Here is a 21,771-nt window from a genome sequence, read left to right as displayed (position 1 = left end):
TTTTTATCGCTGTATGACTGTGTGGTAAGATATTACGAAACAGGAGGGCATACAATGAATCATTCTGACGACGAGCTGATCCTAAGCCTGCGTTATGTCTCTATTCAGCGCGTTGTGGACCGCTTGGAACAAAGTTATCAAAAATCTTATCATTCCATCTCTTTATTTCATAACCGGATCACTACCTCTTCAAGAACATTCCTTCTGGAGCATGTATTTGATTTGTCCTACCGCCCATTTTCGGGTCAGACGGGACTATTTTATCTTCATACGCGCGAGGGTGTTTTTGCTTTTGAGGTCGTGGAAGAACCCGCGCATTTCATTTCATTATTCAAACAAATACAATCTGTGTAAACAGAAACTGCATCTTCTGCCCCCTTCATCTGTCTTTAAAATAGGACGTTTATACTTTTGTTTGATAGGGTAATAAAAACTATGAGCAAGCAAGCCAGCGACAGGAATTTCATGAATTTCACAAATAGACAGGCATTTATTTTACTTTTTAATGGTATAATAGAGTTACACAAAAGACTGACCGAAATAAATCCTTTGAACTATTACTGTTGCTGATTATGCCTATTTTGAAGGAGGGATGTTATGAAACGCCGGGAAGAGTTGTCAACGATATACCGTACGATCAATCAATTGCGAAATAATGGAGAATATACATTAGTAATCAGCCAGGCAGAGAACCTGTTGAATAAAGGGCTTGTATTTTCCGATAAAGATGCTGTTCTGTCGGCACATTATATTTGTGCAGTTACTCATTACTATACAGGAGACTTTGCAAAGGTTCTGTTTCATATTGAAGAGCATCATTCACAATGTTTACTTTATGGCAGCAAATCCGACTGGATGCGTTCGTATTATTTACAGTACTTTGTCTGTTCTTTTGCAATGGATTTTGATAAAGGACAGAAGCTATTGGAAGATATGCTGAAGATTGCTCTTGAAACAGAGAATTACCCGTATGTCACAATGGCATACAGCAATCTGAGCCATCTGTTTAATAAAAAAGAGCAATATGAAGAAGCGCTGAAATTTGCACAACTGGCGGTGTTTTACGCTGGTGAAGATGAAGTGGACAGAACTATACTGTTTATACGCGCACATTTACATTTAGCTGAAGCCGCCATCAATCTAAGCCAGTCTGATCTGGCCGCACGCAGCATCGAATATGCAGATCAGTTATCCGCTATGGACAATTTCCCCCGTGAGAAGACTACTTTAAAAATTCTCAAAGCGAGAATCCATGAATTATCGGGCGATTTGCCGAAAGCTTTTCATTATTATACGGCTGCGAAAGAAATAGAAGAGCAATTACAAGATTATTCGCTGCTGAAAGACATTCAGCAAAAACGAATCACACTGGCCGAAACTATCTGTAACTTCGATGAGCTGGCAGTAATCCAAAAAGAATATATCGATCTGCTGCATGAACTCGAGGACAGTCATTGGGTGAAAGCGGCCTTAGAATTACAAATTCGTCTGCAGAACTCTTCAAGCAAAACCAGTGAGCATATTGATTATCTGACGGGCGTCTATAATCGTAAGTATTTAGAAGAAGCGGCCAATGCATGGCTGCTTGAGGCAGCGGAGACGAAAGAATCCATCGTTTGCATAGCCATTGATATTGATAATCTAAAGTTCATTAACGATACATTCGGTCATCTGGCCGGAGACGAAGCGATTAAGTTTGTTGCGCACATCTGCAGCAATGAAATTAGAAAAAATGATGTGCTCGGCCGTTTTGGCGGAGATGAATTTGTATTAGTCATGAAAGATATCACTTTAGAGAATGCGAAGAAAAAAGCAGGGCTGCTCGCAAATAAAATAAAAAATCTATCTCTTGACTGCAAAGAGCTGCCTTCACCTGTCACGATCAGCGTTGGACTCAGCGATAATATGATGCGGGAAGTGTATACTTTCAAAGATTTATTCCACTTGGCTGACCTCGCACTATATCAGGCAAAGAAAAACGGTAAAAATCAAGTCGTATCCTTCATCTAATCAAAACATGAAATCCTTCTGAGGACTTCATGTTTTTTCTATTAAAAAAAGACTGACACGGCATGGAGCTGTGTCAGTCTTTTTATTAGTTGAGTACTTTTACTTTTACGTTTTTACGTCCCCACTCGTATGCGCGGGATTTATTAGGAATAAATACGTCAATCTTCTTCCCTTTAATTGCACCGCCAGTATCTCCTGCGATTGCATAACCATAACCTTCTACATGAACTTTTGTTCCAAGTTTGATAACACGCGGATCTACTGCAATTACTTTCAAGTTCGGATTCTTGCGCAGGTTCAAGCCGGTTCTTGTAATACCTGAACATCCTTTACAGTGCGCCGTATAAGCAGTAGCGCTAACCATAAATTCTTTTGCCACTTTCGCTCCGTTTGAACGAGAAGGTGTTGCTGCTTTTTTTGGTGAACTTGCTGCTACTTTAGATGATTTCACTAAACGCAATTTTTGGTTTGGATAAATAACTGTTGATTTCAAGTTATTCCACTGCTTAATGTTCGCTACAGACACTTTGTGCTGCTGTGAAATTTTATATAATGTGTCACCTTTTTTAACTGTGTGAACTGATGCTGCGGCTGAAGTTTCGTTCATTCCGCTTGTAAAAACTGTGATTAACATGGCTACTGTAAATGCAAAGACTAACTTCTTCAATATGCCACCCCTAACGATTTGATAGACCTAGCTTACCAAGTGATTATTACAGTCAGATTACAAACAAGGAACAATACCATGACAACAAGACTTTCAATGTTACAAACTGGAATTTCTCGCTTAAATGATCTGAACAATCAGTCACTTACTCTCAAAAGCGCACGATATTTCTCGTACTCAGCCAGTATTTCCAATGTTTTATTTAAAGTACAGCGGGTACTGTTCTAGAAAGATGCAACTATGAATTCTGCTACTGCGAGGAGGAGCTTATTTATGAGGAAACGACATGTTGTCGGTACGTATGACACGGACAGAGAAGCTATTGCAGCCATCGAGGATCTAAAACGTCAAGGGTTTACCGCGGATGAAATCTCTATCATCAGCAAAGACTCTGGTGAAGCAGAGTACGTAGTGGAACAGACAGATACCCACGCAGCGGACGGTGCCGCAACTGGTGCTGCCGCCGGAGGTCTGCTTGGGGGTCTCGGCGGTGTGCTGACAGGTCTTGGTGCCCTGGCTATTCCCGGAATCGGACCGGTGATTGCGGCCGGACCCATCGTTGCCGGTATTACAGGTGCTGCTGCAGGAGCGGGAGCAGGCGGACTTGCCGGCGCATTGATCGGCATGGGTATTCCTGATGAAGATGCACACCACTATCATGAACATTTCGAACAGGGAAAGATTCTGGTATTACTGGATTCAGACCTGTATGACCCCGCCGCACATACACATCACACTGCCGGAACCCCTCTTCGGCACTCGCATACAGAAACGGAGGCCAGTCCATTGATCGACCCAAATCCTCTGGCAAAAGACCGCAGTTACGATCCATTAACTGATCCAAAACCCCGCGACGAAGATTCACCTATGTAATACAGCAGAAGGTCTCTACGGAGGCCTTTTTTATTTCGCAAAAATATGAATACAGCCTGTACTGTGGTTTGTTTCCTTGCTTACAGGGGAAAGAATGAAGGACTGTAACTTTTGATTACTAAGTGAGGTGCTGGAAATGCCATTGACCCGTGATCGCGATGATGTGTCAAGAGCAATTATACAACTGATTAAAGACGGTAATATGGAATCTTTAAAGAAAGCCATTGAAGAGATGGAGCCTGCGGAGATTGCGGCCCAATACCGGCGTTTGCCTAGAAAACGTCACACGATTTTCTTAGAAGTGCTGGATAAAGAAAAGTTAGTTAAGATGCTCAGTTCCCTTACGAGGAATGAGCAGCTGCGAGTATTGGAACTCGTCGGCCCTATGCGTGCTACAGAGTTATTGGATGAAATGAAAAGTGAAGACCTTTCCTATTTATTGGCCGATTTGCCCGATAAAAAAGTGGAAAAACTCATTGCTGAAATGCGTCAGGAAGAGAAAAAGTATATTCGGCAGCAGCGAAAATATCCAAAAGATTCTGCGGGACGGATTATGACCGCCCGCTATGTGTGGATTCATCAATCGTATACGGTAGAGAAAACAATTGAAAAGCTAAAGCATTATCAGGGGTACGCACCTTATTTAAACTATGTCTATATTATTAATGATGAAAAGCAACTGATCGGCGTGCTGTCTTATCGTGATTTATTGCTGGCTGATCCGGCTGTCTGTGTAAAAGACATCATGAAGACTTCGATAGCAAAAGTATTTGATACAACTGAGCAGGGTGATGTCGCCAAAATGATCGGACGCTATGATTTCGTATCGCTCCCGGTCGTCAATGATTCCAATGTGCTGGTCGGAATTATACGGGCGGATGAAGTACTCGATTTAGTTGTCAGAGAGGCTAATAAAGATATCGAAATGCTGTTTGCTTCGGGTAAATCCATCGACTTTCACACGAAGCCACTGGTTGCGGCTTATCGCAGACTTCCGTGGTTAATCCTTCTGTTGTTTATCGGACTGGTGTCAGGAAGTATTATTTCTCGCTTTGAAGAGACGCTGGAGGCAGTTGTTGCCCTCGCCTTCTTCATGCCAATGATTGCCGGCATGACAGGTAATACAGGCACACAGTCACTGGCAGTTGTCGTGCGTGGTTTAGTCTCAGAAGATATGACAATGAAGAAATCGTTACATTTAGTTTTCAGGGAACTGATCGTAGGTGTCCTGTTGGGCGTTGTATGCGGTGCTGTGATTTCTGTTATCGCCTACATTTGGCAAGGAAGCTTCACCCTCGGTTTAGTCGTCGGCTCGTCACTAGTTGCCACATTAATCATTGGCACTATCGCTGGAACAGTCATACCGCTGATTCTTAATAAGTTTAAAGTGGATCCCGCTGTTGCTTCCGGCCCCCTTATTACAACAATTAATGATATTTTGTCACTGCTGATCTATTTCGGTATTGCTACAATGTTCATATCGAAACTAATGTAAAGAAACGTTCAGATATACGATGCATAAAGTTGGCAAGAATATCATAGCATGACGTAATAAAAAGTATATGTAAGGTTGTTGTAATGTATCTCAGTTTGATGCCAAACACTACAGGAATATGACATTCTTCACAGTTTGATGATTTCCGTTTATTTCGGTTTTCATAGGTTATACTAGTACTAACAGCAATTGCACAAACGGATATGGGTTGAAGTTTGATGCAGCTGGGTTTGTGATAGTGAAGAAGTAAAGTCGAATAATTTGTACCGCTTCGTCGAAGAGCGCGTACATAACCAAAAGCTCCGCGGCAATGGGTTGACCGCGGAGCTTTTGGTTTTTTTATTCTGCCGAACTCACGTTTAACGTAAATCAATTTTGGGAATTTGTAAAATGAGGAGGTGATGGCAGATGCCATGGAGCAAAAATGATTACCCTGCTTCGTTAAAGAATTTGAGTCCGGACGTTCGCAATAAAGCGATTGAGATTGCAAATGCCCTGCTTCGAGAGAATTACGACGAAGACCGTGCTATTTCTATTGCAACGGCACAAGCTCATGAGTACGTGGAAGGTAAGAGTGAAGGCCGTCCTCAGTATGAAGTAAAGCCACGGAATGATGAATGGATATTTCAAAAGTCCGGAAGTGATCACGTAATGTTTAAAGAAGAGACGAAAACGGCATTACTGGATAAAGCAAAAAAGTATGTCACTGAACATGACGGGATTTTATCTGTTTATCACGCAGACGGTTCACATGAAAAGACGTTATATAAATAACTAGAATGGACAGCCATTCTAGTTATTTTCATTTTCTTCTGACGGATATGTCACTTCCCCGTCTTCTGATATGACCGGTTCAGCGCCCCACTTTCCAACTTCATGATCTTCAATCAGCGTCTTTTCTTTCGGTCCGTCGATAATATGTTTTACATTCCAGCCGTGTGCTGCAAGCCAGTTACTGATCAGCAGCCGATGACATCTTGCCGGATGGCGTTCAGAACAGCATATCGCGACACGCTGCTTTTTCGCTTCATCCATCAATTCATCTGCTCCTTCTTGGAATTCCGCTGTCAGCGTGTAATCCGCATAGTTATGGAAGGATTGATTATTCCATCCGTCATTGACGTCATTGTCGATACTTTTAGATTTTCTTCTGCGCCCTCCCAATTTACCGCAGTGTCTGTAGGCAATGTCATGTGAAGGCAGCCATTCTTTCATCCGGTCTTCGTGAAAATGCGGAAATTTCCGGCTGCCGGGAAACGCCCGCACATCCACCAGTTTTTCAACTCCCGCGTCATCGAGCAATTTCAAAAACTCCTCTTTCGTATGGGTGGAATGACCGACTGTATAGATCTCCATATATACTCACTCCTTCTCTATTGTTATTCCCTGACGAACCGGTAAAATAACCTCTTCTGTCAGTTCTAATTCACTGCTGAAGCGAGCAGCATCTATTCATAAATTATCGATCAAGGGCTTATCCGCCAGGGCGCAAACGCTCTTTAGGTGAATGAAAGAAATCAGCCAGCACTGTCCGCTCTTCATCCACTAGTTTCCGTTTCAATAAATCGGGAATAATAAAGTAAAAAAGGAAGTGAAAACTATGCTTCGTTTCAAACGGGCATTGTTTCTGTATAACCGGACCGCCGGAGAAGATGACACGCAGCAAAAGCTTTCCGATACTATTCATGTGTTTACGCAAGCAATCGATGAACTCATCGTGCTGCATACAGCGTCTGAAGTGGAACTGCAAAAAGCCTGCAGGGAGTACGGCGGCCAAGTCGACCTGCTCATCATTCTCGGCGGGGACGGTACAGTGCATACATGCATCAACAGCATCGCTCCTTTGCCGGTACGTCCCGCCATTGCCATACTCCCAGGCGGCACTTCCAATGATTTCAGCCGGTCACTCGGCATTCCGCAAACATTGAATGAAGCAGCCGCTTCCCTGCTTTCCGGCTCCGTCATTGATACTGATGTCGGACAAGCAGGTGACGATTATTTCATGAACTTCTGGGGGACCGGCCTAGTTACCGACACATCAGAAAATGTGAAATCCAATGAAAAGAAACGCTTCGGCTCTATCAGTTATTTGCTCAGCACATTGCGGACGTTGAATCAAACGGAGCCTTTTTACTATAAAATCCGTTGTGAAGGAACTGAACTGGAAGGTAAGGCTATTTTGCTGTTCGTACTGAATGGCCGGTTTATCGGAACGACTGAACTGCCAATCGTTTCGCTGTCTCCTTTTGACGGGAAGCTGGATGTGCTTATCGTCCGCGATTCCAACTTATCCGCTTTCCGCGAATTGCTTACATTGCAGAATCCTGTTGTGGAAAATGAACAGTTGACCCAGCTCGAATATATTCAAGCGGATGCATTGGAGGTTTTACAGCCCGTTGGCAAGAAGGCGGATATGGATGGAGAGATCTACGAAGAAACTGCAAAGAAGATCACTGTATTGCCGGGACATTTGAAGATGATACGGGTAAAGTGAAGGTAAAACCGGCGGGAGAATGCAGCAAGTCATGTAACTAACACTATGGCTGTGCAGTTCATGCTGAGCGTTTTTTGGTTTACTGCTTTATGAATTTGATTAAACAAAAATCTCTATTGGTTGAATATGAGGAATGATGTTTACTTCATATTCGCGTCTGATAGGTAGATAGTGGTTTGAAACCGTTGATCTGCGCTGCAACCGGACGCTTTCTGGAGGGCGGGCGGTGAACCACACACCCCTCGCTTCGCTCGCTAGGTGTTTCACCTGTCCCGCTGATCCTTCCAGAGTCGCCGGTTTCCGCTCCGATCAACTAAGCGAGTGCGAATAAATCATATGCTGCAAACGCGCCCGATAATAGAATATGCTAATCCCAACAATTAAAAATAACTTCCCCGTTTGTATTTGGTCTCCAATGTTTCTCGTTTTTCAATTCGAGCTCTGATAAATCATGAGAATTGGGATTAAATGGTTCGTTTAGAAATGCCATTTCTAAAACTGTATAATATGGACTCAATTCGTTTATTAGATCTTTAGAATTTAAATAATGAATTTGAAGTTCATTTTCATACGTCGCGATTGCAACATAAGGGAAATATTCATGAAGCAAAATGGACATTATATTTTCACCTATCTTTATATCTAAGCGAAAATAATTTAATGGATACCTGGGCGAAATATAACCAATTACTTCGCCATGAAATTTCCTGGCAATTTCATATCCTAACTTTTTAAATATGTGTCCATCCATCTTCTTTAAATCAATATTTTGATTTGCTAAACCTGTAATATACATTGGTAACCGCATTTTATTCATCTCATCTCCACAAGCATTTATACTTCTAAATGGCCCTTTTATGGAATAAACAATAATATCCATTCTATCACATTCCGGATGAGCTGATTCATTCAATCTGTCTGTTAAAATAGCAGGTTGGCAATGAAAAAAAGACATCTGTTCATAACTGAATGATGTCTTTTGTAAAATATTTGTTAATGACTTCTCCCTAACTATTGAACCAATTAAAGTACATCGGCAGCCCGTCAGCGTTCTATTTCTAAAATCGGTTCATTCGGATTGGACTTCCCTGCCAGTTCATCTCGGAGCAAATATGCACCGAGCATACTGTACACTGTTCCGTTGCCGCCGAGTCCTATCAAATAATAGACATTCGGCTCCAATGGATGACGGCCGATGACGGGCAGTTCATCGGTCGATTCGCCGAACAGCGCCGTCCACTCATAGTCAAAATGAAGCTTCTGCTCTGGGAACAGTTCCTGCAGTTCGCTTTTTAATTGGCCGAATTTCTTTGCGATATGTTCCTCTGAATCAGGTAACGTATCCATATTTTGATCCAGCCCGCCAACTACAATTCGGTTATCATCCGTCAGACGCATATATAAATACGGGCGTTTAGTTTCCCAAATCATCATACGGTCACGCCAAAATGACAAATCTTCTATTGGCTGTGTGGCGGCCGCATAGGTGACTTTCACATCTTTTTGCGGAATTGTCATATCAGGGGCCGGCGCATAGCCTGTTGTGACGATAACTGCCCTTGCCTGAAAATCACCATCCGTTGTTTTGATCAGTACGCGCTCTTCGGTATCCTGAATTCCCAGCACTTCGGTATGTTCAAAGACATCCATTCCTCTTTCATATGCATAGTAAATTGCCCCCATACATAAACGAAGCGGATTCACTTCGGCATCTCCTTCTGTCACAATTGCGGCAGGCTGGGAAAACGGGAAATGGGCTTCGATGTCTTCACGTTCCCAAAACTCCACGGGAAAGCCGTGTTTCCTCAGTGCATCATATTCTTTTTTTAATCTGGCGACATCTTCTTCCGTACTGGCGTAGTATAAACTTTCTCTCGTATGGAAATTCACGTCAAACGGTGCATGTTCCGCCACATCCTGCAGATTTTTCATCGCCTCTTTACATGACAAATAAAATTCGACCGCCTTGTCTTCCCCGATTTGCTTGATTAGTTCATGCAGCATAATGTCGTTGGAAAACTGTAATAAACCGGTGTTAGCTGACGTGCTTCCCCCTCCGGCTTCATCCTGTTCAATCAGCGCAATTGAATAGCCTTCATTCGACAGTACATAGGCAGTCAAAGCCCCAGACATGCCTCCGCCTATAATGGCCGCATCATATATTTCTTTACGCTCGGCCTTAGCAAAACCTTCTCTCTGGAATGTCGTATCCCAATATAGTGATCCTGTATGCAGTTTCATCGTAAACAATCTCCTGTCTGTCTTTTTCACTTTATTTACCCATACTGCGCAGCCAAGTAAACATAGACAAAAAAGCACTCAGCAGAATTTGCCGAGCGCCTTTTCGTTTAACCTCTGAACGGCCACCACACACCGCGTCCGAATGATACCGTAATAGCCGGAATCAGCAGCGGCAAGATAATTAAGCCGTATAATAATAAACCGGAAATAACAATTGTGGCAATCTGCACAAGACTTAAGACACCTGAAGGCATCATTGCCCCGAATGTCCCTGCCAAAATAACAGCTGCCGTAATAATAACCGTACCCATTTTCGCCATTGAATACATCAACGCTTCGCGGACCTTCATACCCCCAATGCTCTCTTCGCGGAAACGGTCCAGAAGAAAGATGGAGTAGTCCACGCCGAGTGCGATCAGCATGATAAATCCGAAGAACGGAACCGCCCAGCTGATCCCGTCGTAGCCGAGACCATTAACAAATACCAATTCCGTAATCGAAATCGCTGTATAATATGTCAGCAATAGCGAACCGATCATATACAGCGGCATGATTGCCGAACGGAACAAGACGAACAATACAATGAATAAGCCGACTAACATAACCGTTACTGTACGCGTAAAATCGGCAGAGGAGATGTCATTCAAATCAGAGTTGATACTTGAAATACCGCTGAATGCCAGCTCTGCATCTTCAAACGGTGTACCGATGACCGAACGCTTTACAGTACCTTTTATATCATGAACCGTTGATATGGCATCACGCGAATAAGGGTTTTCCGTCAAAATGACTTCCATCAGAATTCCCTTTTCATCGTCAAATGCATAGCGGTCAATCACCGGTTTGAATTCTTCATTATCCAGTGTGCCCTTGGGAATGAATAATCCCGTATCCCGCACACTTTTCGTATCCGCCATGTCTTCGAGCATATCCGCAATTTCCTGCAGACCGGTCGTCACTTCGGCCAATCCGTCTTTAGAAGCCTTCACACCGCTGCCCAACTGCTTTAATCCGCCTTTTAATTGGCCAATTTGCGATCCGCTCTGACTAATCTGTGTTCCGGCACCTGCAATCCCGCCGCTGATTTTATCCAGCTCATTACCGAGTGCATCCAAACCGCCCGCTGCCTGTGCTGCCGGCATGCCTTGCTGCAGACCGCCTGAAATCTGCGATAACTGATTGGTAATCTGTTCGATTCCATTTGCGGCTTGGATCAGTCCGGCACCGCCGCCCGCTCCGCCTGAAGGCAGCTGATTGGCTGCATCTCGTAAATTATACTGAACTGTTGCCAGACCAAGACGAATCTCTTGTATGCCGTCATTCGCCTGCTGTAAGCCGTCTGCCATCAGTCCAATCTGATGATCCACATATAAGTCTTCTAACAGTTCACCAGTCGGACGCGTCACCGTACGTACACTTTTGACGCCTTCCACTTTTTCCAGGTCACGGGAAATCGCTTCTAAATATGTGACATCCCCTTCTTTAACAATCGGTGAATCTTTTTTCAATAACACTTGCACAGGCAATGAATCTCCTTCACCAAATGCATCTGAGATGAGATTCAATCCTTTAACAGATTCTTTACTGCTGTCAATTTCATCCACTGTATTAAATGACAGATCATTATCATATGTCAAAAGCAAAGGCACTGTAATCACTGCCACGATCAGCATAGAAACGAGCGGGCGCATGACCGACACCTTACTGAAAGCAATCCACAGTTTACTGTCTTTATGTGATGCGGCACCTTTTGACGGCCAGAATAATTTATCCTTCAAAATTGACATTAACAACGGAACGACCGTGAACAAAATCAGCATGAGGACCGCAATACCGACGGCCACCGCGACTGCCGACTTAAATATTGGGAAGTCCGCAAAGCCGATCGCCGCGAAACCGATAAATACAGCAAGCGCACTGATGAACAGCGTGCGGCCAGCCGTTTTATACGTATTAATGATCGCCTCTTCCACTTCATGGCCTGCGAGCAGTTCTTCTTTATAGCGGCTCAGCAGCAGAATGCAGTAATCTGTCCCGAGACCGAATAAAATCGCCACGAGGAATATTTGCGTGTAATTGGAAACCGGGAACCCAAACCAGTCGATGAAGAAAGCTACCAATGACTGGCTCAATAAATAAGTGATCCCGACCGCCAATAAAGGAACAAACGGTGTCACAATCGAGCGGAACACAAAGAGTAATAAGGCGAAAATTAATACAACAGTTATTAACTCCGTCTTTTTCAAGCCTTCCTGCGCACTTTCATTAACGTCATGATTGATAATTGCTTCCCCTGTCATATAGACTGCATCGTCTTTTGACACCAGGTCTTTTTTAATCTTTTCTGCCACCTGGATAATTTCGTCCTGAGAACCATCCACTGTTATCGGCAGTAAGACTGTTTTTTTATCTTCAGAAACCAACTGATTTTCTACTTCTTCACTTTCAAACGGATCCAGGACACTAGTTACCGTCTTACTGACTCCTTTGATTTCCTCAGCCACAGCGGAAATTTCTTTTTTCTTCGCTTTGTCCGCCGGCTGTTCCAGTGCATAGACGAGCGAAATCGTTTCATCCGCTTCCCCCGCATCTTCAAGCATTTTTGCGGCTTTTTGGGAATCAGCAGAGTCGAGCAGCTGGAAAGATCCTGCTTGTTCTGCCTGCTTTGCCAAATCCGGCGCGAGTATGAATAACACGGCCGTCAGTACAACTAAACCAATCGTAATCGGCCATTTGAATTTTAGTACGTTTTTCACAAATTACCTCTCCTTCATTACTAGAATTGATTTGAGCTTACGAAATGTGCCGATGAATTGCTCCAGCTCCTGTTCATCAATCTGGTCTTTGAACAGCTTTTCGACACTTTCATAGATTGCTTCATCCGAAATAGACAGCACTTCCAACCCTTTTGCAGTCAGTGCAATTCGGTTAATCCGCTGATCGTTCGGGTCTTTTTCTGACACAACAAGTTCTTTTTCAACCAGTTTCTTGAGCCGGGTCGAAATGGCGCTTTTATGTACTCCTTGAATTTCCGCCAGCTGTCCGCTTGATAAGTGTCCATAGGCAGAAAGGATTTTCAACACTTGGATTTGTTCACGCGAATAGTCTTTCCATATCGGCATATCCAAATTTTTAACGACATGTTCAGTGCCGTAAATAATCACTTCTTCAAATAGTTCCACCGCTTCCTGAAGTTGTTCTTTCAAAATAGTCCACCCCCTCAACCAATAGTAATAGTTTAGGGGGTGGACTATATAAAGTCAATCAGCAAAGTCTAGTTTTTTGCAAATAAAAAGTCAGCCCGGCAGAATTCATTCTGCAGGACTGACTGTATAATTTTTGAACTTGTTCATCACACGATAAAATACGCGATGACAGAAAGCAATACCGATGTAATCGCCATAGCAGCGAGCGGCTTCATCGCACGGTCTTTAAGATCTCTCAGACTTACATTAAGTCCAAGGCCGACCATTGCCGCTGTCAGCAACCATGTCGTCAGTGTGAATACACCTTGCATTACGTTGTCTGAAACAGGAATGGAATGACCGAATACATAGCTTCCTAAGATACTAAGAACAATGAATCCTACCAAGAACCACGGAAATTCGATTTTCGCATTGGATTCGTCTGTTCCTTTGTTTTTGCGTTTCATCAGGAAGATGAAGATGAAGCAAAGTGGAACTAACAGGAAGACCCGGCCGAGTTTTGCAAGTAACGCAATCGCCAGACCGTCTTCTCCTGCCGGCGCACCCGCCAGCGCGACGTGTGCCACTTCGTGCAGACTGATTCCTGCCCACATTCCATACTCAATTGAATCCAGCGGAAGAATCGGCCGAAGAATCGTATAGCCAATCGCAAAAATAGTACCCATTAATGCGATGATGCCGACGCCGATCGCCGTATCTTCATCTTTCGCTTTAATAATCGGAGCCACTGCCGCAATAGCTGCCGCACCGCAGACACCAGTTCCGACACCAAGAAGCATGGAAATATTTTTATCCGCTTTAAATACTTTTGCCAGCCATACTGTCATCAATATAGCGAAAATGATGACACCGACATCCCGTGCGAGTAATCCAAGGCCGTCGCTTAACACCGTACTGATGTTTAGCTTCAAGCCGTATAAAATAATTGCCGTCCGAAGCAGCCGCTTAGATGAAAAGACAATTCCGCTTCTGATGATTTCCGGGTAGCCGAAGAATTGGCGGTATGCGACTGCGATAATAATCGCGCATGCCAACTGGCCAATATGATCGAATCCCGGTGCTTTTGCTAAGAAAAATCCTAAAAGTGCTATAAGAAATGTAAATGCTATACCACCGACCCAGGCCAGCCACTTAGGCGGATGCTGGGGTGTATGCTGCTCTGTTGTAATATTTGCTGAAATCACGATAACAACACCTCCTGTTATCAGTATAGTAAATGACTGGCTATAAGAGAAATAACTATTTATAATAGGCATGATAAGCAAAATCATATACATGAAAAGGAGCTGAATCATCATCGATCAACAGCTGTTAGTATTCATTACGGTAGCAGAACGAAAAAACTTCTCAAGGGCAGCCGAGGAGCTGCACATGACCCAGCCCGCCGTCAGCCAGTACATTCGATCGTTTGAAGAATCCATTGGGGTGCGTCTGCTTGAACGCACCAATAAATATGTACGGCTCAACCAAGCCGGAGAAATTGTGTATCACCACGGCAAAGAAATCGTCGGGTTGTATTCCAAGATGCAGAACTTGGTCGATGACTTGGCCAATAAAGCTAGCGGCCCTCTCACGATTGGTGCAAGCTACACATTCGGGGAATATGTCCTTCCCCACATTCTGTCTAAGCTAGTCGCCGATTATCCGTCGATCAAGCCGCAAGTGACAATCGGCAATACAGCAGACATCGCAGAGCTGGTCATCAGCCATCAGCTGGAAGTCGGCTTAATCGAAGGGCATTTTAAAGAGGCGGCTCCGCTGCAAAATGAAGATTTCGCAGAAGATGCGATGTATGTCGTGACCTCGCCCAGCCACCCGTTGGCAAAAGAAAAAGGGCGACGGGCAATTACTGAGCTGGAGAATGATACGTGGCTGCTGCGCGAGGAAGGTTCGGGCACACGGGAAGCTGCGGAGCTGTTCTTTTCCCAGTCGGGGTTCTATCCGAAGCGCATCATGCAGTTCAGCAGCACGCAGCCGATTAAAGAGTCTGTCGAGGCAGGACTCGGCGTAAGTTTGCTGTCGCAGTGGGCCATCCAGAAGGAGCTTCGCTACGGCAGTTTAACGACTCTTTCTTTAAAAGGCACACCGTTCAAGCGCCACTTCTCCATCGTGACCAACTCCCCCTTCCAAACAAAGGCGCTGCAAGTCTTTATTGAGTTGCTGAAGAGCAGCGAGGAGCTGACGGTGTTGACCGGGAAGCGTACGGAGTGACAGCATTGTAACGGGAGAAGCAAAACGGCATTGAACTCACTGCGGCGCTGGCGGATGGCTACGCAATGAGCCAGACAGGAAGACCGCCTGGCTGTCTCATCACTTCGCCGACCGCTTGTAAGGCGCCTCCGTTCAGTGAGCGGATATCACTTTGGCTACTGATTTTTGAAATGTGACGGGCAAGTGCTGTGCAGATGATTTTCTGCTTTTTGCATCGAAAATGGAATACATCAGTTGCCGTCATTGTTATTAGAGAAGCAAAACGGCATTAAACTCACTGCGGCGCTGGCGGATGGCTACGCAATGAGCCAGACAGGAAGACCGCCTGGCTGTCTCATCACTTCGCCGACCGCTTGTAAGGCGCCTCCGTTTAGTTAGGGGGAAGCAGAACATGACACGTCATTTGCCAAAGCATACGCCAGTCGGTAACAAGTCACAGCATTTCCTCTCTTTAAACAACAACCTGGATTGCTTCCACGCAGCAGCGCAGGCACAACTGCGGGGTCGGCCGAAGTCATGAGACAACTGGCGCGCACTTTCGCCAGCTGGCTCATGACGTAAGGCAATCCCCCACGTGCCGGCGCGGGTCCTAAAAGCGGACACTTACTAACTTCAATCCCCGACCACGAGTCGAGCTATGATCCCAAAACAGAGACAGAACGGCATTGGACCCACTGCGGCGCTGGCGGATGGCTACGCAATGAGCCAGACAGGAAGATCGCCTGGCTGTCTCATCACTTCGCCGACCGCTTGGGAGGCGCCTCCGTTTAGTTAGGAAGAAGCAGAATATGACACTTCATTTGCCAAAGCATACACCAGTCGGCAACGAGTCACAGCATTTCTTCTCTTTTAAACAACAACCTGGATTGCCTCTCCGCAGTAGCGCAGGCACAACTGCGGGGTCGGCCGAAGTCATGAGACAACTGGCGCGCTCTTCGCCAGCTGGCTCATGACGAAAGGCAATCCCCCACGTGCCTGTGCGGGTCCTAAAAACTGACACTCGCTAACTTCAAACCCCGACACCGAGTCGAGCAACGCCCCAACTCCATGAAAAAAAGAGCCGCCAAAGTCATCCAGCACTTTGACAGCTCCATTCATACACCTATAACCTATACATTCGCAGGAACACCAGGCCTTAACTTCAGTACCACCAACTGATCCCCGGCATCCAGCGAAATCTTCTTCTGCAGCGTAGCAAAAACAAGCGTATTATTCTTTTTCTTCACAAACAGCGCAGTCGCCGTCTCCGGGATAATATCCTTAAACAGCAAATCCGTCTCAGTGCCTTCCCACTCAAACAAACCAATCTCATAATCCGTATTAATCTTCCGGTTCAGCTCAGGGAAAGTCGCCCCTTCTTCAAACAACAGATGAGCCTTCAATGAAATCGGCAGCGCCGACTTGCTCATCTGATGATTCGACACAGCCGTCAGCGAGAACGTATTATTAAAACCGAACTCTGGCGCAAACGACTGCGTAATCAGCGCATTATACGAAGCGTCGCCCGTCATCGACAGAATGGTGTCATACGGCGCCAAGTCGATGCTGAAACGTGAACGTTCCGACAGGATCTGACCTGTAAAGGTGTCGATGCCGCTTTCCACAGCGGGGCGCAGACGTCCATGCGACGGGTCGACAATGAGCACCGGGATATTCATGTCCTTTAATTGTTTCGCTAAAGAAATAGAAAAACTGCTGGCGCCGACGATGAGTACGCCGGGCGGCTCATTGCTCGCCAAGTTCAGCTTTTTCGCAAGCGGGCCGAGTGTAAAGCCGTGTGCAATTACCGTAATGAATACGAGAGCAAATGTCAGTGCTGTCAGCAGCGAAGCTTCTTCATAGCCGTCGTCAGCAAGTGTCGAAGCAAAATACCCCGCCACAGTCAGCGCCACAATTCCCCTGGGTGCGATCCAGCCGATCAGCAGCTTCTCCCGCCATACCAGTTCGGTCCCGATTGTTGAAAGCCAAATGGACAGCGGACGTACAACGAACAGCATCACCGCCACGAAACCGATAATCGGCAGCGTGAAAATTTGTGCGATCGTTTCTCTCGCCAGGGATGCCGTCAGCAGGATAAAGACCGTGGACGTCAGCATGACAGATACGTTTTCAACAAAATGTCCGACGTTTCCGATAGAGGAAACATAGCGCTTTGAGCGTCCGAGCACAAGACCCATGACAGTCACCGCAAGCATTCCTGTTTCATGCATGATGACTTCTGCCATCGTAAAGCACAGCAAGACAAACGCCAGAATGACCGGCGATTTTAAGTACTCCGGGAACTGTCCTCTATTTGCCATAACACTGATCAGCAGGCCCATCACCAATCCAAGGACGGCGGCCAGTGCAGCACCTCCAAAGAAATTCAATAAATAATGCAAAGATAAATGTTCATTCGTAATTACTTTGATTACTTCATATGCAAATAGAGCAAGCAGCGGGCCTGCGGGATCTACAATAATCCCTTCCCACTTCAGCACAGCTGCGGTGCGGGGCTTCAGTTTAGCATTTCGCAACAGCGGTATAATTACCGTCGGACCGGTCACCACGAAAAGTCCGCCGATAATAAACGATACTTCCCACGTAAGTCCGGCAATAAAATGAGCAGTGACCGAGCCGAGAATCCAGGCTAAAAACGCACCCAATGTGACGACGCGGAAAACAGATTTCGATATGTCCCGTATCTCCCGGAAGTCCAGATTGGAACTGCCTTCAAATAAAATAATAGCAACTGCCAATGAAATGAGCGGACTGTACAGCTCGTCCAGCGCGACTTCAGGATTCACCCAGCCAAGGAGCGGCCCGATCAGCAGGCCTGCGATGGACATGATGAAAATAGACGGCCATTGAATCTTCCATGCCAGCCACTGTGAAAAGATTCCTAGAGCCAAAATGGATACTACACTAATGAGTGCTGCTTCTTCCATACACACACCTGCCTTCTTAGTGGACTTATTTATCTGTTCAGTGTACCAAAAGTGTGCCGCTATGCATAATAGAAAGGCATCATGGTTTGATCGGTTCTCATAAAAGAAAGAACAGTCTGCACACAGACAAAAAACAGAAGCGGATTCATCTTCCCCACCTCTGTTTTTGTTATTCCATCACTTATGATAATTTAAATCGATCGACTACGTTCCGTAATTCCCCGGCAATTTCATTCACTTGGTTTGTGGAATTTGCGACTTGTTCAAGCTCGTGCTGCTGTGCAGCGGACGATGCGCTGACTTGTTCTGCGGATGCAGCGGTTTGCTCTGAAATGGCAGATACATTTTGAATGGATAAAATCGCATCATCTTTGTATTCCATCATTTCAGCCAGTCCTTCCGACAGCTCGGTAATTGCTTTGCGGATTTGATCTGTAATGTCAGCATTCTGAACAAAGGATGCTTCTGTATCAGTCACGGATTGGTTTTGGCCTTCCATCGATTTCATATTCATCTCAATGACCTCTACCGTCTGTTCAGATTCGGCAAGAATTTCTTTGACCGTTTCCTGGATGACTTCCGTTTCTCTGCGGGACTGCTCAGCCAATTGACGGACTTCATTGGCTACGACCGCAAATCCTTTCCCGCTATCCCCCGCACGCGCGGCTTCGATACTGGCATTTAACGCTAACAGATTCGTGTTTGCCGTGATGTCGTGCAATGTCTGGATTACTTGATTAATTGATGAAGTTTTACTTGTCAGCGTCTGAATTTGAAGCTGTACTTTTCTGTTCATATCATTGGCTGCCATGTTATGATCACGTAATTTCCTCACTTCGTTCATTCCATTTTCAGCGGAGTTTGACGCGTCTGAAGATAACTGGTTCATTGTCATGAACATTTCATTCAAATGATCCATACGTTCCGCCAAATCTGAAATTCGGTGACTTGTACGTTCTGTATCCTCAGATTGCTTGGAAGCTCCTTGGGCAATTTCGTCTGTCGCTACAGACACTTCCTGATTGGCGGCCACCAATTCTTCGAAAGCATGTGTTACTTCAGATGATGAATCACTTAATTGTCCAGATGACTGCTGAACTGTCTGCAGTGCCTCATTCGTCCGGCGCAGCATATTATTATAGGCGAGAGACACTAGTCCGATTTCATCGCCGCTGATGTGCTCTTCGTCTACTAGCATCCTCAAGTCTCCCGCTGCTGCAGTTTCCATAGATTTCTGCAACGTTTTTAACGGCTTTAACTGACGATAGATGAAAGCTGCAGATGCGGCTGACATTAATAACATAATGATAATTGCAGAGATAATGGTAATCCATAAAATCGCGCTGAACGTTTCTAAAATAACTGATTTAGGTGTGACTGTCTGGACCGTCCATTTTTCATTGATTTCCTTTAAATTGATAGGTGCGAATGCATTAAATGAGCTTTCCCCCAAGCTTTTGGAATCTACATACATGCTTGTCAGTTCACCTTGATCGAGAACGGATTTAGCCGCATGCCAATCGATTGCATCTGCCATATTCGTAGTATTTAGCTCAGGCTTTAAACTGTTTGCAGTAATATATCCGCCGTCGGTAATGATAGACGCATAGCCGCCCTTTGGCTGAATCGTTTTCACTACGTCTGTCAGGAATTCAATGGATAAATCAGTTGTTAATAAACCGAAGTAATTTCCTGCAGCATCGGTCATCGGAACGGATATGGTCGTCATCAGAATGGTTTGTCCGTTTGTTTCATAGGAATAAGGCTCCGTTAAAATGGAACGATTTTCTGTCTTCGGCACGGTGTACCAGCTGTTAGCCTCCGAATCGTCCATTCCGCTTAACGGCTCTACACCAATTATTTCGTCATCTTTAAAAATATACGGAATGAATTGCTTATTGTCATCGAGCAAATTTTTCGGTATCACTTCTCCTTCGGCAAATGCAGATTGATTGATCACTGCTGCCATACCGGTTGCATCCTCATTCTTCCGAAGGTTATTCTTAATAATTCGAATGACTTCATCAGGCTGCATGCCGCCTTCCGCCTGCAGCGATTCTATTATGTGGCGTGTTGTCCGCAGCATTTCATTCGTTTCACTCAGTTTCGCGCTAAGAACCAATGCATTTTTGTTTGCACTCTCTAAGGCGAACTCTTCGGCATCCTGAATGCTTTGCTTATGTAACATGACACTGGTAACGATCGAATAAACTAAAAACAGCAATAAAAACAAACCGATGATTAGTCCGGAAAGTTTCATTGCAAGACTTGCTGACTTCTTCACTATAGGCCCTCCTAGTAATTTATGAGTAGATCACTAGTATACCTTTAGTCCTCCATAAAAGATATAGTTTTCAGCTAAATGACACAGAAAAAACCTTGCCTGGAAGACAAGGTCAGAATACGAACATAGTAAACTAGCCGGAGTACTTTATTTCACTTCGACAATAACGTCAATCTCCACTGCTGCTCCGCGCGGCAACATCATCCCCACTGCCGTACGGGCATGCGCGCCAACTTCTTCCCCGAATACTTCCACCAGTAAATCAGAAGCACCGTTCATGACTTTGGCCTGGCCTGTAAAGTCAAAAGCCGTGTTAATCATGCCCAGCAGCTTGACGAACTTGGTGACGTTCGACAGTTCGCCGACTTCCTCTTTGATTGTGGAAAGTGCAAACAGAATAGCCTGTCTTGAAGCTGCATAGCCTTCTTCAATTGTCAGCGTGTCCCCTACTTTACCGATTACATCGTAAGAAAGTGATCCCGATAAAAATAGTAGATTTCCTGTACGTACACAAGAGATGTAGTTTCCTCCTTTTGCACGTTTTTCAGGCAACTCCAAACCCAGCTCTTTTAATTTATCCTCTGGTCTCATGTATATCCCATCCTTTTCATAATGCATTGGTGATTTCTTCTGTTGCAGCGAGCAGCCCAGCAATATGAGGTTCCATTGTCTCACGATTCCATCTGAACAATGGGCCTGATACAGACAATGCACCAATTACACGGTGTTCCTTGTCAAAAACCGGTGCAGATAACGCTGCTACATTTGTAGTGATTTCTTCTTCATTTGTGGCATAGCCTTGGTTTCTCGTTTCTTCCAGCAGACGCTCCAATTCTTGACGCTCATCTAAAGGCAATGTGGACAATAGACGATTTTGCAATTCAGGGGACTGGAACGCAAGAATAGCTCTTCCGCTGGCTCCCACGTGAATCGGCAGCCGTTTGCCGATTCCGACAGAACGCCTGATTTCCAGCTGACTTTCATACTCCAGCACACAAACGCGCATATGGCCAGTCGGCATATAAAAGCCTATTGTTTCCCCAGTATCATTTCGCAATGACATGAGCCATGGTTCGATAACAGGCGCGATCGGCATTTCTGTTAAAATTTTATTGGCATAGTCTATAAATATCGTGCCCAATGAATACAGCTTTGATCGGGGATCCTGAAACACCATTCCTTCGAGTTTCAACGTCGTCAGAAGGCGGTGAACGATCGTCGTCGACAGACCGAGACCTTTACTGATATCACTGACACCTTGCGGACCCGACACATCATTCAGATAGTTGATTACGGATATTGCCCTCACTACAGTGGACGATACTTCCGGTGTCTTAGTCATCATTATGAACTCCTTTTATGT

General features: G+C 45.0%; 20 protein-coding genes. 7 read left to right on the top strand and 13 right to left on the bottom strand.

All coding sequences use genetic code 11. From position 1 onward, the window contains the following. Window positions 1-54: 54 nt before the first annotated feature. Together SporoP37_RS12735 and SporoP37_RS12730 are read left to right on the top strand one after the other, a co-directional pair. The gene (locus tag SporoP37_RS12735) at window positions 55-354 is read left to right on the top strand and encodes a hypothetical protein (RefSeq protein ID WP_081244019.1); all 300 of its coding nucleotides are present in this window, start codon (window positions 55-57) and stop codon (window positions 352-354) included. Between the two features lie 243 nt (window positions 355-597). After that, window positions 598-2,010 (top strand): tetratricopeptide repeat-containing diguanylate cyclase, encoded by a 1,413-nt coding sequence (locus SporoP37_RS12730; protein ID WP_085431144.1) that lies wholly within the window; start codon window positions 598-600, stop codon window positions 2,008-2,010. An 85-nt stretch (window positions 2,011-2,095) separates the two neighbouring features. On the opposite strand, the gene SporoP37_RS12725 is transcribed toward SporoP37_RS12730, so the two are convergent. Beyond that, the gene (locus SporoP37_RS12725) at window positions 2,096-2,677 is read right to left on the bottom strand and encodes a 3D domain-containing protein (protein ID WP_081244017.1); all 582 of its coding nucleotides are present in this window, start codon (window positions 2,675-2,677) and stop codon (window positions 2,096-2,098) included. Between the two features lie 273 nt (window positions 2,678-2,950). Between SporoP37_RS12725 and SporoP37_RS12720 the strand changes: the two genes are divergently transcribed. From SporoP37_RS12720 to SporoP37_RS12710, 3 genes are all read left to right on the top strand, one after another. Continuing rightward, window positions 2,951-3,550, top strand: coding sequence for a general stress protein (locus SporoP37_RS12720; protein WP_085431143.1), 600 nt, complete (start codon window positions 2,951-2,953; stop codon window positions 3,548-3,550). Between the two features lie 136 nt (window positions 3,551-3,686). Next, window positions 3,687-5,045, top strand: a complete 1,359-nt coding sequence (gene mgtE / locus SporoP37_RS12715) for a magnesium transporter (RefSeq protein ID WP_085431142.1) — start codon at window positions 3,687-3,689, stop codon at window positions 5,043-5,045. 408 nt (window positions 5,046-5,453) lie between these two features. Then, entirely contained in the window at window positions 5,454-5,819 is a 366-nt protein-coding gene (locus tag SporoP37_RS12710; protein ID WP_085431141.1) for a DUF2188 domain-containing protein, read from the top strand. An 18-nt stretch (window positions 5,820-5,837) separates the two neighbouring features. Here the strand turns inward: SporoP37_RS12710 and SporoP37_RS12705 are convergent, their stop codons facing one another. Next, window positions 5,838-6,401 (bottom strand): DUF488 domain-containing protein, encoded by a 564-nt coding sequence (locus SporoP37_RS12705; protein ID WP_085431140.1) that lies wholly within the window; start codon window positions 6,399-6,401, stop codon window positions 5,838-5,840. Window positions 6,402-6,645: 244 nt separating this feature from the next. On the opposite strand from SporoP37_RS12705, the gene SporoP37_RS12700 reads away from it, so the two are divergent. After that, window positions 6,646-7,539 (top strand): diacylglycerol/lipid kinase family protein, encoded by an 894-nt coding sequence (locus SporoP37_RS12700; protein WP_085431139.1) that lies wholly within the window; start codon window positions 6,646-6,648, stop codon window positions 7,537-7,539. A gap of 367 nt (window positions 7,540-7,906) precedes the next feature. Here SporoP37_RS12700 and SporoP37_RS12695 read toward each other — a convergent pair whose 3' ends face one another. From SporoP37_RS12695 to SporoP37_RS12675, 5 genes are all read right to left on the bottom strand, one after another. Next, entirely contained in the window at window positions 7,907-8,419 is a 513-nt protein-coding gene (locus SporoP37_RS12695) for a hypothetical protein (protein WP_099662718.1), read from the bottom strand. A gap of 164 nt (window positions 8,420-8,583) precedes the next feature. Beyond that, entirely contained in the window at window positions 8,584-9,780 is a 1,197-nt protein-coding gene (locus SporoP37_RS12690; protein WP_085431137.1) for an NAD(P)/FAD-dependent oxidoreductase, read from the bottom strand. Window positions 9,781-9,887: 107 nt separating this feature from the next. After that, a complete protein-coding gene (locus SporoP37_RS12685) occupies window positions 9,888-12,536 on the bottom strand; it encodes an MMPL family transporter (RefSeq protein ID WP_085431136.1) in 2,649 nt (882 codons plus the stop codon). A 3-nt stretch (window positions 12,537-12,539) separates the two neighbouring features. Beyond that, complete coding sequence (locus SporoP37_RS12680; RefSeq protein WP_081244007.1) at window positions 12,540-12,986, bottom strand: MarR family winged helix-turn-helix transcriptional regulator; 447 nt, start codon at window positions 12,984-12,986, stop codon at window positions 12,540-12,542. A 146-nt stretch (window positions 12,987-13,132) separates the two neighbouring features. Further along, complete coding sequence (locus tag SporoP37_RS12675) at window positions 13,133-14,170, bottom strand: YeiH family protein (protein WP_369922457.1); 1,038 nt, start codon at window positions 14,168-14,170, stop codon at window positions 13,133-13,135. A gap of 112 nt (window positions 14,171-14,282) precedes the next feature. On the opposite strand from SporoP37_RS12675, the gene SporoP37_RS12670 reads away from it, so the two are divergent. Continuing rightward, a complete protein-coding gene (locus tag SporoP37_RS12670; protein ID WP_081244006.1) occupies window positions 14,283-15,197 on the top strand; it encodes a LysR family transcriptional regulator in 915 nt (304 codons plus the stop codon). Between the two features lie 58 nt (window positions 15,198-15,255). On the opposite strand, the gene SporoP37_RS17060 is transcribed toward SporoP37_RS12670, so the two are convergent. The 6 genes from SporoP37_RS17060 to SporoP37_RS12645 all read right to left on the bottom strand — a co-directional run bounded on the left by SporoP37_RS17060 (window position 15,256) and on the right by SporoP37_RS12645 (window position 21,750). Then, window positions 15,256-15,441: a hypothetical protein gene (locus SporoP37_RS17060; RefSeq protein ID WP_099662719.1), complete on the bottom strand. Its 186-nt coding sequence runs from the start codon at window positions 15,439-15,441 to the stop codon at window positions 15,256-15,258. Between the two features lie 668 nt (window positions 15,442-16,109). Further along, complete coding sequence (locus tag SporoP37_RS12665; RefSeq protein ID WP_085431135.1) at window positions 16,110-16,295, bottom strand: hypothetical protein; 186 nt, start codon at window positions 16,293-16,295, stop codon at window positions 16,110-16,112. Window positions 16,296-16,306: 11 nt separating this feature from the next. After that, window positions 16,307-18,124, bottom strand: a complete 1,818-nt coding sequence (locus tag SporoP37_RS12660) for a cation:proton antiporter (protein ID WP_085431134.1) — start codon at window positions 18,122-18,124, stop codon at window positions 16,307-16,309. Window positions 18,125-18,305: 181 nt separating this feature from the next. After that, a complete protein-coding gene (locus SporoP37_RS12655; protein ID WP_085431133.1) occupies window positions 18,306-20,408 on the bottom strand; it encodes a methyl-accepting chemotaxis protein in 2,103 nt (700 codons plus the stop codon). A gap of 147 nt (window positions 20,409-20,555) precedes the next feature. Then, on the bottom strand, window positions 20,556-20,999 hold the full coding sequence (locus SporoP37_RS12650; RefSeq protein WP_099662720.1) for a RidA family protein: 444 nt from the start codon (window positions 20,997-20,999) through the stop codon (window positions 20,556-20,558). 16 nt (window positions 21,000-21,015) lie between these two features. Continuing rightward, window positions 21,016-21,750 (bottom strand): IclR family transcriptional regulator, encoded by a 735-nt coding sequence (locus SporoP37_RS12645; protein WP_196796790.1) that lies wholly within the window; start codon window positions 21,748-21,750, stop codon window positions 21,016-21,018. Window positions 21,751-21,771 lie beyond the last annotated feature (21 nt).

Source organism: Sporosarcina sp. P37 (genome assembly GCF_002109365.1).
GTDB lineage: Bacteria > Bacillota > Bacilli > Bacillales_A > Planococcaceae > Sporosarcina.
The sequence above is the reverse complement of the archived record's forward strand: the minus strand, read 5'-3'. Positions and strand labels throughout refer to the sequence as shown.